This window comes from Lysinibacillus sp. S1, from assembly GCF_044986265.1.
In the GTDB taxonomy this organism is placed as follows: Bacteria; Bacillota; Bacilli; order Bacillales_A; family Planococcaceae; genus Lysinibacillus; species Lysinibacillus capsici.
Window position 1 is genome coordinate 3,732,895 of the sequence record NZ_CP173154.1, and the last position, 16,971, is coordinate 3,749,865.

The 16,971-nt window shown below is 37.1% G+C and carries 16 protein-coding genes and 2 pseudogenes; 17 read left to right on the top strand and 1 reads right to left on the bottom strand.

Annotation, left to right across the window (positions count from 1 at the left end; all coding sequences use genetic code 11):
- The first annotated feature begins 57 nt into the window (after positions 1–57).
- From ACHZEU_RS18560 to ACHZEU_RS18640, 17 genes and pseudogenes are all read left to right on the top strand, one after another.
- A complete protein-coding gene (locus ACHZEU_RS18560; protein WP_279495924.1) occupies positions 58–1,356 on the top strand; it encodes a histidine kinase in 1,299 nt (432 codons plus the stop codon).
- A complete protein-coding gene (locus ACHZEU_RS18565) occupies positions 1,328–2,092 on the top strand; it encodes a response regulator (protein WP_115672964.1) in 765 nt (254 codons plus the stop codon). The genes ACHZEU_RS18560 and ACHZEU_RS18565 overlap by 29 nt, the downstream gene beginning before the upstream one ends.
- A 479-nt stretch (positions 2,093–2,571) precedes the next feature.
- Positions 2,572–3,351: pseudogene (gene sufC, locus ACHZEU_RS18570) on the top strand (Fe-S cluster assembly ATPase SufC).
- Positions 3,352–3,369: 18 nt separating this feature from the next.
- Positions 3,370–4,677, top strand: coding sequence for a Fe-S cluster assembly protein SufD (gene sufD, locus ACHZEU_RS18575; RefSeq protein ID WP_404803627.1), 1,308 nt, complete (start codon positions 3,370–3,372; stop codon positions 4,675–4,677).
- Entirely contained in the window at positions 4,677–5,906 is a 1,230-nt protein-coding gene (locus ACHZEU_RS18580; RefSeq protein ID WP_048394396.1) for a cysteine desulfurase, read from the top strand. The genes sufD and ACHZEU_RS18580 overlap by 1 nt, the downstream gene beginning before the upstream one ends.
- Positions 5,896–6,321, top strand: coding sequence for a Fe-S cluster assembly sulfur transfer protein SufU (sufU, locus tag ACHZEU_RS18585; RefSeq protein WP_048394397.1), 426 nt, complete (start codon positions 5,896–5,898; stop codon positions 6,319–6,321). Before ACHZEU_RS18580 ends, sufU begins: the two co-directional genes overlap by 11 nt.
- Before the next feature lie 97 nt (positions 6,322–6,418).
- The gene (sufB, locus tag ACHZEU_RS18590) at positions 6,419–7,816 is read left to right on the top strand and encodes a Fe-S cluster assembly protein SufB (protein ID WP_016993620.1); all 1,398 of its coding nucleotides are present in this window, start codon (positions 6,419–6,421) and stop codon (positions 7,814–7,816) included.
- Positions 7,817–8,058: 242 nt separating this feature from the next.
- Positions 8,059–9,057 (top strand): ABC transporter substrate-binding protein, encoded by a 999-nt coding sequence (locus tag ACHZEU_RS18595; protein WP_048394398.1) that lies wholly within the window; start codon positions 8,059–8,061, stop codon positions 9,055–9,057.
- Positions 9,058–9,213: 156 nt separating this feature from the next.
- The gene (locus tag ACHZEU_RS18600) at positions 9,214–10,071 is read left to right on the top strand and encodes a DUF72 domain-containing protein (protein WP_404803628.1); all 858 of its coding nucleotides are present in this window, start codon (positions 9,214–9,216) and stop codon (positions 10,069–10,071) included.
- A complete protein-coding gene (locus tag ACHZEU_RS18605; protein WP_054549446.1) occupies positions 10,071–10,895 on the top strand; it encodes a sulfite exporter TauE/SafE family protein in 825 nt (274 codons plus the stop codon). The genes ACHZEU_RS18600 and ACHZEU_RS18605 overlap by 1 nt, the downstream gene beginning before the upstream one ends.
- A 20-nt stretch (positions 10,896–10,915) precedes the next feature.
- A complete protein-coding gene (locus ACHZEU_RS18610; protein WP_404803629.1) occupies positions 10,916–12,283 on the top strand; it encodes a bifunctional metallophosphatase/5'-nucleotidase in 1,368 nt (455 codons plus the stop codon).
- Between the two features lie 33 nt (positions 12,284–12,316).
- On the top strand, positions 12,317–13,426 hold the full coding sequence (locus tag ACHZEU_RS18615; protein WP_048394405.1) for an HD-GYP domain-containing protein: 1,110 nt from the start codon (positions 12,317–12,319) through the stop codon (positions 13,424–13,426).
- A 23-nt stretch (positions 13,427–13,449) separates the two neighbouring features.
- A pseudogene (gene yunB, locus ACHZEU_RS18620) lies at positions 13,450–14,247 on the top strand (sporulation protein YunB).
- Between the two features lie 107 nt (positions 14,248–14,354).
- Positions 14,355–15,272: a lipoyl synthase gene (gene lipA / locus ACHZEU_RS18625; RefSeq protein WP_004228269.1), complete on the top strand. Its 918-nt coding sequence runs from the start codon at positions 14,355–14,357 to the stop codon at positions 15,270–15,272.
- A gap of 33 nt (positions 15,273–15,305) precedes the next feature.
- Positions 15,306–15,653 carry a YutD family protein gene (locus tag ACHZEU_RS18630; protein ID WP_004228271.1) on the top strand — a complete coding sequence of 116 codons (348 nt, stop codon included), beginning with the start codon at positions 15,306–15,308 and terminating at the stop codon, positions 15,651–15,653.
- A 114-nt stretch (positions 15,654–15,767) separates the two neighbouring features.
- Complete coding sequence (locus ACHZEU_RS18635) at positions 15,768–16,295, top strand: HAD-IIIA family hydrolase (protein WP_048394410.1); 528 nt, start codon at positions 15,768–15,770, stop codon at positions 16,293–16,295.
- Between the two features lie 51 nt (positions 16,296–16,346).
- Complete coding sequence (locus ACHZEU_RS18640; protein WP_175400780.1) at positions 16,347–16,541, top strand: hypothetical protein; 195 nt, start codon at positions 16,347–16,349, stop codon at positions 16,539–16,541.
- An 83-nt stretch (positions 16,542–16,624) separates the two neighbouring features.
- Here the strand turns inward: ACHZEU_RS18640 and ACHZEU_RS18645 are convergent, their stop codons facing one another.
- Positions 16,625–16,891: a DUF3055 domain-containing protein gene (locus ACHZEU_RS18645; RefSeq protein ID WP_009371988.1), complete on the bottom strand. Its 267-nt coding sequence runs from the start codon at positions 16,889–16,891 to the stop codon at positions 16,625–16,627.
- Positions 16,892–16,971 lie beyond the last annotated feature (80 nt).

Sequence of the window (16,971 nt, forward strand, 5' to 3'; positions counted from 1 at the left end):
GGTCAAATCTTATACAGGGTACTTGAAACAGCTATTGCTCATGCTGGGAATGGGGATATGATTCTAACTGTTTTACATCTTGATACAGACGTAAGAATCTTGGTAGAAGGAGCTGGCCCTGAGCCTATACAGCAAAAAGCAGCAGATGAGACTGGACAGTCGATAGGGAAAGCCATCATTGAGCAGATGGGTGGTACATATTCGGTAGATTTATTACAAAATGGCATTCGATTTATCATCACCTTGCCATTCGGGGGCTATGAGCAAGTGCTAAAAGACAATGAGATGATTATCATTATGAATGATCAGCCACTGTTCAATGAAAATTTGCCAAGATTACTCATAGTTGAGGATGATGTCATTCATGCAGAGGTTTTACAATCGTTACTACAAAGCCACTACGCTATAGAGGTAGTGCATTGCCCTGAGGAGGCACTCAACGTTATTCAGCAAAAAAGACCTGATTTTTTATTGATAGATGAAGTGATGCCTGGAATGGGAGGCATTGCCCTAACCAAATATATACGTCAGTATTATAGCTATATAGATTTACCGATTATTATGTTAGTAGCCAATGAATATCCTACGAATATTTCTCTTATCCTGGAATCAGGGGCCAATGATTATATCCGTAAGCCAGCTACAAAAGAAATGTTACTTTCACGTTTATCGGCTATAGCATTAACGAAAGAGGCTATGGGCAAAGCGATACAGCATGAAATGGCTTTTCTACAGGCACAAATCAATCCTCATTTTTTATACAATGCACTCAGCAGTATTATTTCGTTTTGTTATACAGACGGAGAGCGAGCAGGGCATTTATTAACGATGCTTTCTACCTATTTACGTTATATTTTAGAATCAGGTAAGGATGGGCAACGCGCAACGTTAGAGAAAGAGCTTGAAATTATATGTGCCTATGTAGAGATTGAACAAGCACGCTTTGGTGATAAGTTAACGGTTATTTTGACAATAGAAGATACATTAGATGCTGAAAAGATAGAAATCCCAAGTTTACTGATACAGCCTTTAGTTGAAAATGCAATTCGTCATGGGATTTTTGAAAAGGATGGAAATGGGACAGTCTTTATTGAAATTAAAAGGCAGCAAAATAATTTAAGCATTCAGGTGAGGGATGATGGCGTTGGTATGACTGAGGAACAGGTAAAAGCTTTAAACAATGGAGAAAATATATTTTCAAATGGCATCGGATTTACCAATGTTCTACGTCGAGTAAAAGAAATGCCGAGTGCTACTCTTTCTATTACTTCTAAGAAAGATGAAGGTACAACAATGGTATTCATACAACCTTTAAAGGAGCTTCAACATGTGGAAAATTATTATGGTAGAGGATGAACAGCCAATTTTAGATTTGCACAAACTATTACTTGAAAAAGAGGGGCTTTTTCAAGTTATTGCCACCTTTACATCACCTTTAGAAGCAATAACTCAAATTTTGTCCATTAAGGGTGAATATGATGCGCTAATTTTAGATATTGAAATGCCAAAGATGAATGGATTAGAGCTTGCAGCTATTTTAGTAGAAGAAGGCATTGATGTCCCTATTATTTTTTCAACAGCCTATGCAAAATATGCTGTAGATGCATTTCGAGTCCAAGCACTAGACTATGTATTAAAGCCCATGACACCAAGTATTGTACTACAAGTAAATGAAAGACTTACAAAATATTATGGGCGTCAAACACAGCGAAACACTACAAAGTTGGAAGTTAGTTTAAAAGGTGAGGTTGGAACAAGGATACATGACAAAGCTATTAAATGGCGAACAAAGGTTACGGAGGAGCTTTTTTATTATTTATTAGTCCATGAAGGAATCGTAGTATCGAAGTATCGTATTTTAGATGATATTTGGCCTAATATAGATGAGAAAAAAGCGTTAGCTAATCTTTATAATACGATTTACCGTCTACGTCAGCTTTTTATAGAGCTAGGTTTACCTATTCAAATAGAACGCGTGAATGAAGGCTATGAGCTGAAGACAAATGATGCAATTGTTATCACTTCTACCTTAGAGTCAGATGCTTTTTTACTGGAATCAAAAGGATATTTATGGGCATATCATCTAAATTAATGGAGAAATGGCAGAAATGTTGTATMCAATCTACGTTTCTGTCTTTTCATTTACCTAAAATTACTTTCTTTTGAGGATAMAATCCATCAATTTTTATAGCAAAATTTCTTTCTTCYAATATGAACTTAAATTGATTCCATTTTACTGAAATAGGTTATAGTATAGTTATGTTGTTTATGCTAATTTGTCACAAAACCGCTACAATTAGCACTTTTCTCGAGGTTTTCACTATGTAGCTAGATGAAATCAATTCTCAATTAGGGAGATTTTATTGAAAATGAAGAAAGTCTATTCTCATTGTTTAGGTGAAGTAGTAATAATCTGAAAATGCTTACAAAGTCTTTATTTTTAAAGATTTTATTTAAGGAATGGGAAAGTAATTGAAATGGTTTGCATAGAGAACGATTTTCAGTTAAGATTAGAATGATGATAATTAAGGAATGGTTGACCCATTCACTGAACACTATGGAGGTATTTTCATGTCAACTTTAGTTATTAAAGATCTTCACGTTGCTATCGACGGAAAAGAGATTTTAAAAGGCGTAAATCTTACAATTAATACAAACGAAATTCACGCAATTATGGGACCAAACGGAACTGGTAAATCAACACTAGCTTCTGCTATTATGGGTCATCCAAAATATGAAGTAACTTCAGGTACTGTTGAGTTAGATGGCGAAGATGTGCTTGAAATGGAAGTAGACGAGCGTGCTCAAGCTGGTTTATTCCTAGCAATGCAATATCCATCTGAAATTGCTGGTGTTACAAATGCTGATTTCTTACGTTCAGCAATTAACGCGCGTCGTGAAGATGGCCGCGAACTTTAATTACTGAAAACTATCGGTCTATTAGATAATGGCAGCGTATGATGTGATAAGAACGAATATATGGCTCAACGTTATTTAAATGAAGGTTTCTCTGGCGGGGAGAAAAAACGTAATGAGATTCTTCAATTAATGATGATCAAACCAACATTTGCAATCTTAGATGAAATTGACTCTGGTCTTGATATCGATGCATTGAAAGTTGTCTCAAAAGGCATCAACGCAATGCGCGGTGAAGGCTTTGGCTGCTTAATGATTACACACTATCAACGCCTATTAAACTACATTACACCAGACCATGTACACGTAATGATGCAAGGACGTGTTGTAAAATCAGGTGGTGCAGAGCTTGCACAACGCTTAGAAGCAGAAGGTTATGACTGGATTAAAAAAGAATTAGGAATCGAAGAAGAAACAGAAGAACAAGAAGCATAAGAAGGAGGACGAACTAGCATGACAGTGGAACTTAACTTGCCTGTAACAGTACAGGACGTGCGCTCGTTCTCAGAAGCAAATGGTGAACCTACTTGGTTTACAGAACTTCGCGCGGCAGCACTAGACAAAGTAGCTGGTTTAGATTTGCCAAAACCAGATAGAACGAATATTACAAAATGGGATTTCATGAACTTCCCAGTGTTGGCAGTTCATAGTGAGGCATTCCCTTCATTGGATGCTCTACCTGAAGAAGCAAAAGGTTTAATTGACCTTGAAGCACAAGAAAACCTATATWKTCAACGTAATAATACACCAGCATATATTAAGGCATCACAAGAACTTGCTGATAAAGGTGTTATTTTTACTGATATTTTCACAGCAGTTCGTGAACATGGCGAACTTGTACAAAAATACTTTATGACAGAAGCTGTTAAAGTAGATGAGCATAAGTTAACAGCACTTCATACAGCACTTGTTAATGGTGGGGTGTTTGTATACGTACCAAAAAACGTGATCATTGAGCAACCACTTCAAGTTGTTTTCCTTAATGACAATGCGGAAGCTTCATTATATAACCATGTTTTAGTAGTAGCAGAAGCGAATTCAGCAGTAACATATGTGGAAACTTATGTTTCAACAGTTGAAGAGGCAAAAGGGCAAGCGAATATTATTGCGGAAGTCGTTGTTCAAGATAATGCACAGGTGACATATGGTGCAGTAGATGTCCTTGCAAAAGGATTTACGACGTATGTTAATCGTCGTGCACGTTTAGCGCGTGACGCAAAAGTTGACTGGGCTCTTGGTCTAATGAATGATTCTGATACAATCTCTGAAAACATTACGCATTTGATTGGTGACGGTTCTCATGCAGATACAAAAACAGTCGTAGTTGGTCGTGGAGAACAAAAACTTAACTTCACTACTGAGGTTCGTCACTGGGGTAAAAACTCAAACGGGCATATCTTAAAGCATGGTGTAATGAAAGATGCAGCTCAGTCAATCTTTAACGGTATTGGCTATATCGAGCATGGTGCGACAAAAGCCGATGCACAACAAGAATCACGTGTATTAATGCTGTCAGAAAAAGCTCGTGGGGATGCAAACCCAATTTTATTAATTGACGAAGATGATGTAACAGCAGGACACGCAGCATCTGTTGGTCGAGTAGATCCATTACAGCTTTATTATTTAATGAGCCGTGGTATCTCGAAAGCAGAAGCAGAGCGCCTTGTTATCCATGGATTCCTTGCGCCAGTTGTTACGCAATTACCAATTGAAGGCGTTCAAAAGCAACTGACGGAGGTTATTGAAAGGAAAGTTCGCTAATGATGAATAAAGACATTAAAAGCTATTTCCCAATTTTAAATCAGGATGTAAATGGTCATAGACTTGTATATCTTGATAGTGCAGCGACGTCTCAGAAGCCTGTTCAAGTGATTGAAGCGATTAAAGCTTATTATGAATTTGATAATTCCAATGTTCACCGTGGCGTGCATACACTAGGAAACCGTGCAACAGATAAATATGAAGGTGCTCGTGAAAAGGTTCGTAAGTTTATTAATGCGCAATCAACACAGGAAATTATTTTTACGCGTGGTACAACAACCGCTTTAAATACAGTTGCGACAAGTTATGGTCGTGCAAATGTTGTTGAGGGTGATGAAATTGTCATTACTCATATGGAGCATCATTCCAATATTATTCCTTGGCAACAATTAGCCAAAGAAAAAAATGCAACTTTAAAATACATTGAGCTTGAAGCAGACGGCACTCTTAGCCTAGAGAAAGTACGTGCGACAGTCACACCTAAAACAAAAATTGTTTCGGTGTCTATGGCATCAAACGTACTTGGAACAATAAATCCAATTAAAGAAATTGCTCAAATTGCACATGCTAATGGTGCTGTCATGGTAGCCGATGGTGCACAAGCTGCGCCACATATGAAAATTGATGTGCAAGATTTGGATGTAGATTTCTTAGGTTTCTCAGGGCATAAAATGTGCGGACCAACTGGAATAGGTGTACTATATGGTAAAAAGGAACACCTTGAAAAGATGGAGCCAATTGAGTTTGGTGGCGAAATGATTGATTTTGTTGGGCTTTATGAGTCAACGTGGAAGGAATTACCGTGGAAATTTGAAGGTGGAACGCCTATTATTGCAGGTGCAATAGGTTTAGGAGCCGCTATTGATTTCTTAACTGATATCGGGTTAGATAACATTCTAGAGCATGAGCATAAGCTTGCAGGCTACGCAATGGATCAACTAGAAACAATTGACGGTTTGAAAATTTTTGGCCCACGTGACCCTATGAAGCGTTGTGGATTAGTAACATTTAATCTAGATGATGTACATCCACATGATGTGGCAACGGTGCTTGACATGAATGGTATTGCTGTTCGTGCAGGACATCATTGTGCACAGCCACTAATGAAATGTCTTCAGCAAGTAGCGACAGCACGAGCAAGCTTCTATCTGTACAATACAGAGGAGGATATTGACCGTTTAGTTGCAGGGTTACGTTCTGCGAAGGAGTATTTTGGCGATGTCTTTTAATAATTTAGATCAACTATATCGTTCAGTCATTATGGATCACTATAAGAATCCTCGTAATAAAGGATCTTTAGATGAGAATGCTGTAACGATCGATATGAATAATCCGACTTGTGGCGACCGTATTCACTTAACATTGAAAGTGACAAACGGTGTTGTAGAGGATGCAAAATTTGATGGTGAAGGCTGTTCTATTTCTATGTCCTCTGCATCAATGATGACACAGCTCATCAAAGGAAAAAAAGTAGAGGAAGCTATTGAGCTTTCTGATATTTTTTCTAAAATGATGATGGGTGAGGAGTACAGCGATAAATATGACCTTGAGGATGTTGAGGCACTGCAAGGTGTTTCACAATTCCCAGCACGAATTAAGTGTGCAACATTGGCTTGGAAAGCAATGGAAAAAGGTGTGAAATAAATCTTACTTCCTTGTTCTTGAGTGAAAGCTACTATGCCTTCACTCAAAGCAAGGGATGATTACCTAGAAAAATACATCAATGAACGGAGGAGAAACGATGGCTAAAAAAATGCCTGATATCGGCGATTACAAATACGGTTTCCATGACAAGGACGTATCAATTTTCCGTTCAAAACGCGGTTTAACTGAAGAAATCGTCCGTGAAATTTCAAATATGAAACAAGAGCCAGAATGGATGCTAGAATACCGTTTAAAAGCTCTTGAAACATTTTATACAAAACCGATGCCACAATGGGGTGGCGATCTTGGAGATTTAGATTTTGATGAAATTACGTACTATGTAAAACCATCAGAAGCTACTCAAAAATCATGGGATGAAGTACCTGATGAAATCAAAGCAACTTTTGATAAATTAGGTATCCCAGAAGCTGAACAAAAATATCTTGCAGGTGTATCTGCACAATATGAGTCTGAGGTAGTTTATCACAACATGAAAAAAGACCTTGAAGATCTTGGTATTGTGTTCAAAGATACTGACTCTGCTCTACGTGAAAACGAAGATATTTTCAAACAATATTGGGGCAAAGTGATTCCTTACACAGACAATAAATTTGCTGCTTTAAACTCAGCAGTATGGTCAGGTGGATCGTTTATTTATGTGCCACCAGGTGTTAAAGTAGAAACACCGTTACAAGCTTACTTCCGTATTAACTCAGAAAATATGGGTCAATTCGAACGTACACTTATTATTGTAGATGAAGGCGCTCACGTACACTATGTTGAAGGTTGTACAGCTCCTGTTTACACAACAAACTCTTTACACTCAGCAGTTGTAGAAATTGTTGTTCGTAAAGATGCCTATTGCCGTTATACAACAATTCAAAACTGGGCGAACAATGTTTACAATCTTGTAACGAAACGTACAGTTGTAGAAGAAAACGGTACAATGGAATGGATTGATGGTAACATCGGTTCTAAATTAACAATGAAATACCCAGCATGTATCCTAAAAGGTGAAGGTGCTCGTGGTATGACATTATCGATTGCATTAGCAGGTAAAGGACAACACCAACATGCTGGCGCTAAAATGATCCATATGGCACCAAACACATCTTCAACAATCGTTTCTAAATCGATTGCTAAACAAGGTGGTAAGGTAACGTATATGGGACAAGTTCGTTTCGGTCCTAAAGCAAGTGGTGCACGTGCTAACATCGAATGTGATACGCTGATTATGGATAATCAATCGACTTCTGATACAATTCCTTATAACGAGATCTTTAATGATAATGTATCTTTAGAGCACGAAGCAAAAGTTTCAAAAGTATCTGAAGAACAATTATTCTATTTAATGTCTCGCGGAATTTCCGAAGAAGAAGCAACAGAAATGATCGTAATGGGCTTCATCGAGCCATTCACAAAAGAACTACCAATGGAATACGCAGTAGAAATGAACCGTCTGATTAAATTCGAGATGGAAGGTTCTATCGGTTAATTTATTAGCCACCCCTAGTCATAACATAAATTGTGACTAGGGGTTTTTTGTGTTTTTACGTCGTGAAAGAAAGTGGATAATTATAATATATCGAAATAGTACTGGATTTATTTAAGATTACATACTAAAATGATAATGAGAATCAATATCAATTGAAAAGGGGGATGGTAAATCTAGAAGATGTGCAGTACTTCAATAAGCAAGATGAGATAGTTAATCATCATTCAAAGGAGAATAGGTAAATGAAAAAGAAGTTTTTTTTTATTAGTTTCATAGCATTATTTATGCTCATTCTCGCCGCATGTGGAGAGAAGAAGGCAGTAGAAGAGGAATCTTCCACTGATACACCAAAAGAAGAAGAAGTGACACAGACAAAAGAAGAATCAACAAATGAAAATGGCACAAGAACGATTGAATATCTTGGTGAAAGCTATGAAGTGCCAGAAAAAGTGGAAAGAATTGTTGTAACAGGAGCTATGGAAGCAATGGAGGATATGGTGGTGCTGGATGTTCACCCAGTTGGAGCTATTGCTATTGGTGGCAAGTTCCCTGAGCTCTATGCTTCTGTAACAGACAAAGCAGAATCTATTGGTGAGAAGATTAAACCAAACTTTGAAAAAATATTAGAATTAAATCCAGATGTCATTTTAGGGTCCACAAAGTTCCCAGAAGAGGTACAAAGTAAATTAGAGAAAATTGCACCTACAATTTTAGTTTCACATATTTCGACGAACTGGGAATTTAATTTGAATTTACTAGCAGAACTAACTGGTAAGCAAGCAGATGCTGAGAAGATCTTATCTACATATAAAGCTGATATTGAAGCTGCTAAGTCCACGCTAACTGAAAAACTACAAGATCAAAAAGTAGCGGCTATTCGTATTCGTGGGGGACAAGCGTATGTTTATCCAAAAGAAGTATTTTTAAATGCAGTTCTTTATGGCGAGCTTGGTTTAGCAGTACCTAATGAAGTTGCTAAAGCTAAATCTCAAGAAGCCATTTCTGTGGAGCAACTTGCAGATATGAATCCTGATTATTTATTTGTGCAGTTTTCAACAGATGAAAATGCGGACGCGCCGAATGCTTTAGAAGACTTTAAAGAGAATCCAATCACCCAAAATATTACTGCATTTAAAAATGACCGAGTATTTGTTAATGTACTAGATCCACTAATGGAAGGTGGCCCTGCATATAGCCGAATTAAGTTTTTAGAGGCTATTCGGCAAAATCTTGTGAAATAAACGTCGCCTGTTATAGTAGCATGAGTTCAATGGAATATGGACTCATGCTTTTTCTTTGGCATAATTAAGTGATAAAAGAAGGTATATTTTTTACATGATGTTTATTTGTAGTGACATACTGTGTGCTATGATTATGTACATAGAGGAGGATGTCACATGATTGTAGTAGGATTAACTGGTTGGGGCGATCACCCTTCACTTTATAGTGGAGTGACTACTTCAAAGGATAAATTATTTGATTACACAGGTCATTTTTTAACGGTTGAAGTAGATACTTCTTTTTATGCCATACCAGCCAAAGAGCATGTTCGGAAATGGTGTGAGGATACACCTGAAAACTTCCGTTTTGTTGTGAAAGCTTACCAAGGCATGACGGGTCATTTACGTGGAGAGATTCCCTTTGAATCAAAAAATGATATGTTCAATGCATTTATTGAATGTGCCAATGAATTTAAACGTTACGGAAAGCTAGCCATGGTATTAGTACAATTTCCACCATGGTTTGATTGCCAAGGAAAAAATGTGCAATATTTATTGTATATCCGACAGCAGCTAAAGGATTTTGAMGTAGCGATTGAATTTCGAAATCAAACAWGGTATGCAGAAAATGTTGTCAAACAGACGATAGATTTCTTACGAGAACATCAATTTATCCATACGATTTGTGATGAACCACAGGCTGGTGTAGGATCTGTTCCTTTCTACCCTGTAGTGACTGCAAATAAAGCGTTGATTCGTCTCCATGGTCGCAATATACATGGATGGCGGAACACAGGAAATGCAGAAAATTGGCGTAAAGTTCGCTTCTTATATGATTATAATAAAGAAGAATTACAGCAACTTGGGGATAGCATGAAAAAGCTTGAACCAGAGGTCAATGAACTCTTCGTTTTATTTAATAATAATTCTGGTAATCATGCAGCGAAAAACGCAAAGGAGCTACAAGGTATGTTGAATATTAACGATGTCGGGTTGGCACCTAAACAATTAAACATGTTTGAAGGGGAACTATAATGGAGTTTATTTTATTAGTCATCATTGCCTTGCTTGCTGGTCTAATTGGCTCATTAGTTGGGCTAGGTGGTGGTGTAGTATTAGTACCAGCAACATTATACATCGGCTTAAATTTAGGAATGATCCCAGATATTACACCACAAAAAGTAGTCGGTTTATCAGTGGTGATGATGATTTTCACGGGACTTGCCTCCACGCTAAGCTATATGAAATCTAAAACGGTGGATTATAAAAGTGGTTTTATATTCTTTATTGGAAGTATTCCAGGAACAATCCTTGGCGCATGGGTCAATAAAGGATTAGATTTACCATCCTTTAATTTATATTTCGGTATTTTACTTATTATTTTATCGATTATTTTGCTTGTGAGAGACAAACTGAAGCCTGTAAAATGGTTTGTAAAAAATGGTATGCAGCAAGAGTTTACTGACTCTGAGGGAAAAACCTATGTATATGGCTATCCCATTTGGTTTGCTATTACATTAACATTTGGTATTGGCTTTGCTTCTGGTTTATTTGGAATAGGTGGCGGCTCCATGATCGTGCCAGCAATGATTATTTTATTCTTATTCCCCCCACATGTCGCGGTGGCAACATCGATGTTTATGGTATTTTTAACGTCCATTGTTAATTCTGCAAGCCATGTTTATTTCGGTCATGTACCCTGGCTTTATACTATTCCAGTTATTCCTGGTGCTTATGTTGGAGCAAAGCTGGGTGCTGCGTTAAATAAGAGGATTAAATCCGATACACTTGTACTAGCTTTAAGGATTATTCTATTATTACTAGGAATTCGATCTATTATAGAAGGCATATTAGCTTAATTTGAAGTGAGGTGGCTTTAATGCTTGAAAAGATCCATATTTTTCACACAAATGATTTGCATAGTCATTTTAAGTATTGGCCACGAATGCAAAGCTATGTGAAAGAAATGCGCAATAAATTAGGGAATATCGGGGAAACAAGCTATTTGTTTGATGTTGGAGATCATTTAGATCGTTCCAACATTTATACAGAAGCAACAGTTGGGAAAGGTAATGTGCGATTGCTAAATGAGGCGGGTTACGATGTGGTGACAATCGGCAACAATGAAGGTATTACATTATCCCATGAAGAGCTCTTCMACTTATATGACAATGCTAATTTTGATGTTGTKGTTGCAAATGTATATGCCTCCCACGGGAAGAAGCCAGCATGGATGAAGCCTTATGTAATCTTAACAACAGCAATGGGTACGAAGATTGGCGTCATTGCAGCCACGGCCATGTTTGAAGTATATTATGAAGAATTAAATTGGCATATGGACGACGCTAGAAGTACACTGCTACGTTTAGCGCATCAACTACGTGAAGAAGTAGACATTGTTGTATGCTTATCCCATTTAGGCATTACAGAGGATGAGCTCTTAGCGGATGAGTGTCCAGAAATTGATGTTATATTCGGCTCTCATACCCATCATGTCCTACCAGAGGGCAAAGTGATTAATGGGGTTTTACTGACAGGTGGAGGTAAGTTTGGCCAATATACTGGACATCTTATCATAGAATATGATAAAAAATTGAGGAAAATTGTTGAAAAAAAGGATACTTTAATTCATAATAAGGATTTGCCAATTGTTAAAAATGAACAGAAAGTGGTACAGTTTTTGGAGGATGAAGGTAACAGAATATTGGATACTCCAGTTTTTACAACAAAGAAAGCCTACAACAAGGAATGGTTCCATTATTCACAGCTATCTGATTTATTTGCACATGCAATTTTGGAAAAAAGCGGAGCGGACTGTGCATTATTCAATGCAGGGATATTTTTAGATGGTCTTCCTAAGGGAATAGTGACTGCCTTAGATTTGCACCGAATTTTTCCACATCCAATTAATTTATGTACAATTGAATTATCCGTCGCTGAAATGAAAGAAATTTATATGCAATCCAAAAATGAAGAATGGCCCTATATCGAACTAAAAGGACTAGGGTTTAGAGGCGTCATTTTTGGAAAAATATTGACATATGRMTTTTCCATGAATGAAAATCGGCAATTATTAATTAATGGTAAGCTAGTAGATCAAAATCACATGTATAAACTGGTCATATTGGATCTTTTTACATTTGGTTATTTTTATCCAAGTTTTAAATATGCAAAAAAACAAGATATTTTACCTGAATTTTTACGAAACATTATGATAGATTATGGTCAAAGATTCTTTAAACAATAGAGAGAGTTTAAAGAATGGAATGGGGAAGAAGTCATGCGATTAATTTCAATCGATGTATTAAAAGAAGGGATGGTATTAGGAAGAACCATTTGGAATGAGGCAGGTCATCCGCTTTTAAAGAAAGATGTTGTCATTAATGACCGTATTATTCAAAGACTTCAACAGTTAAATACACATTATTTATATATTGACGATGAGATTTCTGAGGGAATAGAAGTAGAAGAGACCGTTCCACCTGCTATGCGAAATAAAGTCATCAAAACTATAAAGGATTCGTTCCAGTCCATTGATGGTTTGAATCCAGTAAATGCTTCTTATATATTAGATCAGCAATCAAAGACAATTGTTTCGATCGTAGATGAATTACTTTCTGCAGTTACTGGAAATAATGAAATTCTAACCATTTTAACAGATGCTTATTTATTTGATGAATATTTATATCAACACTCTTTCCAAGTGACATTGTATTCTATTGCCATTGCCAAAGAACTTGGCTACTCTGCTGAGGATTTACGTTTGATCGGGATAGGTGCATTATTACACGATGTCGGTAAACTAATGGTACCGAAAGATATTTTAACAAAGCCAGGACGTTTAACGAATGATGAGTTTGAAATGATGAAGATGCATGCTCGTTATGGTTTTGATTTATTACGGAATTTACATTCAATCTCTCTGCTTGTGGCGCACTGTGCTTTCCAACACCATGAACGTATTGATGGAAGTGGCTATCCAAGAGGACTTGTTGACTTTGAAATTCATCCATTTGCCAAGATAATTGGTGTTGCAGATGTTTTTGATGCGGTGACAACGAATCGTGTATACCGGGAGAAGATGCTCCCTTCACAAGGACTAGCTATTGTTGAAGCTGGCTCGGGCACTCTTTATGATGCTCGAATTGTAAAAGCTTTAAAAAGAGCTGTCGTTCATTATCCAAATGGTGTTATTTTAAAATTATCAGATGGACGCCGTGGGATTGTATCTAGACAAAACACGTTGGATGCGGCATTACCATGGATTCGTATTTTTGAAGAACAAGATCAATTGCTGGCAGCTACATATGAAGTTAATTTAGTGGATTATCCTGATGTAACAATTGAAAATGTTGAGACGGATTATGTGGTTCCCGCAAAAGTAGAATAAATTACTCCTCCTGTTCATACGTTATGGAACAGGAGGAGATTTTTTTGTTTTTCCCTCGAAAAAGAATGAAATTACGCTCATATGGTAGAAGGKKRWYKCKTCKWMAWAAMTTAAMSATTTTAATTGTTAGTATGGTTGTTTGCCTTATATTATTTATTTATTATTTAAATGAACGGCTCATGCCAACCTATTTGCAATATGCGGAAGTGCAAACTACGAAGATTGCCTCATATGTTGTGAGTAAAGCCATTAATTCACGTACCTCTAATGTATTAGATGTAAATGATATCATTGAAGATATTCCTCCAGGTACGTCTGAAATGATGACGACTAAGTTTAATACAGAAATCATTAATCGTGTTCGAGCAGAGACATTAGAGCTTGTTAAAATGTATTTGGAGCAAGCTGAACAGGGAGAGCTATCGCATTTACCTGAATTAGATAATGTTGAATATGATATTAACAGGATCCAAGATGGTGATGGCATTGTCTTTTTTGTACCGCTTGGTCAAGCAGCCAATATTCCCTTGCTTGGAAATTTGGGGCCAAAGATCCCGATTCGCTTCCATGTGATTGGGAATGTTCATAGTAATGTGACATCCTCTATTCAAGAATTTGGAATCAATAGTGCTTATGTGGAGGTAGGTATTCATTTAGAGGTAAATGTTCAGATTATTGTTCCTTTCGCTAGTAAATCTTCTACCGTTGCACAGGATATACCTGTAGCGATGGGCCTAACAAGGGGACCTGTTCCAAACATTTATACCAATAGTAGTGACGCGCCACAACCGTCCATAGAAATACCTGTCCCTTATAAATAGAAATGTTTGTTGTGATAGTTGTTGGAGTGCCTTTAATATGTTACATTGACAACAGTGAAGATAGTTAATATTAAAAAATGTATATTTTTGATAGGGGCGATATTCGTATGACATCTTGTAAACCTACAAGTAAAGAAGAACATGTAAGAAAACCAGATTGGCTAAAAATAAAACTAAACACGAATGATGAATATAAAGGGCTTAAAAAGCTGATGCGTGAGAAAAATCTGCATACAGTATGTGAAGAAGCTCGTTGTCCAAACATCCATGAATGCTGGGGAGAGAGACGTACTGCTACCATGATGATTCTTGGTTCCGTTTGTACACGTGCTTGTCGTTTCTGTGCAGTGAAAACAGGTTTACCAAATGAACTAGATTTGGCAGAACCAGAGCGCGTTGCAGATTCAGTAGCCATTATGAATTTAAAGCACGTTGTTATTACAATGGTCGCACGTGACGATTTAAAGGATGGCGGAGCGCAAGTTTTAGCAGAAACAGTACGTGCAATTCGTCGTAAAAGTCCTTTCACATCTGTTGAGGTATTGCCATCAGATTTAGGCGGGATGAAGGAGAACCTTCAAATGTTAATGGATGCAAAACCAGATATTTTAAATCATAATATTGAAACAGTACGCCGTTTAACACCAAGAGTGCGCGCTCGTGCAAAATACGAACGCTCTTTAGAGTTCCTGCGTTTAGCTAAAGAGATGCAGCCTGAAATTCCAACGAAATCATCACTAATGATTGGATTAGGCGAAACACATGAAGAAATTTTAGAAGTCATGGACGATTTACGTGCAAATAATGTAGATATTATGACGATCGGTCAATATTTACAGCCAACGAAAAAGCATTTACCAGTTAAAAAATACTATTCACCAATAGAATTTGGTAAACTGCGTAAGATTGCCATGGAGAAAGGCTTTAAGCATTGTGAGGCTGGCCCACTTGTACGTAGTAGTTATCATGCAGACGAACAAGTAAATGCTGCAACGAAAGAACGTCAATTACAAGCGGAAGTGTAAACGTCAAGGCTGAACGAAAAGGGTGGTGTCACTTTGATCATAGTTGAAGGATTAGAATATGAACTAATAGAAGATTATCGCGAGGCCTTTCAGGAGGAAGTTTTTCAGGAAAGATACTCAGATATCTTAGCCAGATACGATTATATTGTAGGTGATTGGGGCTATAACCAGTTACGTTTAAAGGGGTTTTTTGATGATAAAAATCAAAAATCCACTTTTGATACAAAAATAAGTACGCTTCAAGATTATCTATACGAATACTGTAATTTTGGCTGTGCTTATTTCGTATTACGTAAATTGGGGAAAGTTATGAAACAGCCAGAAGTAGTGGATATGAGTGAAGTAACAAAGCCAACAGACCATGAACCTTTAGCAGAATAAACTCTTATACAAAAACCTGATGTGATAGGCATCAGGTTTTTTTTCATGATTATTAGCTTTTGTGTAATTGGGGAAAACTAAAGCACAAAACAGCTTATCGAAGGTGTGTTGCAAATGAAAAGAGCCGTATTTTTAGATCGTGATGGTGTTATCAATGAAGTACTGACCAATCGTGTGAAGTTTGTGAATAAGCCTAAGGATTTGTACTTTTTACCGCAAGTGCCTGAGGCAATCAGAAAGCTAAATAAGCATTTTGATTATGTGTTTGTCGTGACAAATCAAGGTGGGGTTGGTTTAGGCTTTATGAAGGAAAGTGGCTTACAGAAAATACATGAACATATGGTGAAGGAGCTAAAGAAAAAAGGGGCAGTGATCCATGAAGTCGTTTATTGTCCGCACAAACCTAAGTCAGGTTGTGCCTGCCGCAAGCCCAATAGCAAATTAATTGTGGATTTAGGAAAGAAATATAACATTGATTTATCAAAATCCTATATGGTAGGCGATACAGATACGGATATTATGGCAGGAAAACGGGCAGGAACAAAGGGTGTTTTCCTAGGGGAACAAGATCCCTTAGCAGATGCTGTCTTTCCAGATTTAATAAGCGCTGCCCAGTGGATTATTAAGGATGTCACAGCTTAAACGTATTGAGAAAAAGGGCGTATAAATCATTAAAAAAGGGATAATTTATGAATGGAGGTGATGATGTTGGCAAAAGAAAAACGCAATAAAAAGCCATTAGATCGAGAGGAATATGGGTATGGTTTTGATATTAGTGTAGACGATTTAGCTGTGATTGGTCAAAATCAGCAAGCGAAAAAGCAAAATGATAATGAAAATAAAGACAAGCCCCATAATAAAGATAATCCATCCACTTTAAATAAATAACAATACGTAAAAAGATTTCGCAATCGCCCATGGCTAGCGAAATTTTTTTATGTTATATAAAAAAACACCCAATAAAATGGGTGTTAGTTCAATAATTCACGCAAGTATTCCCGTAATTCGATTGTTTCTTCCTCTGTGCGATTGTACACATGTTCTAAGTACCCAGGCTCTTCTACATCATCAGGACCAATAATAGCAAAGCGACCGAACTGGATATCCATGACAAGCACTTTTCCAAAGAAGCGGCCAGATTGTAATATTGCTAAATCATAACGTAGCTTTTGTCCAGCAAAACTAACAAATCTTGTTTTCGTATCTTCTACATCATCATATAAAAAAAAACGTTCCATCTTTTAATCTCCTTCCAATCCTATAGTTATGGTACTATAGAAGAGAAAAGACTATCAACTTTTAAAGATTTGAATGGGGG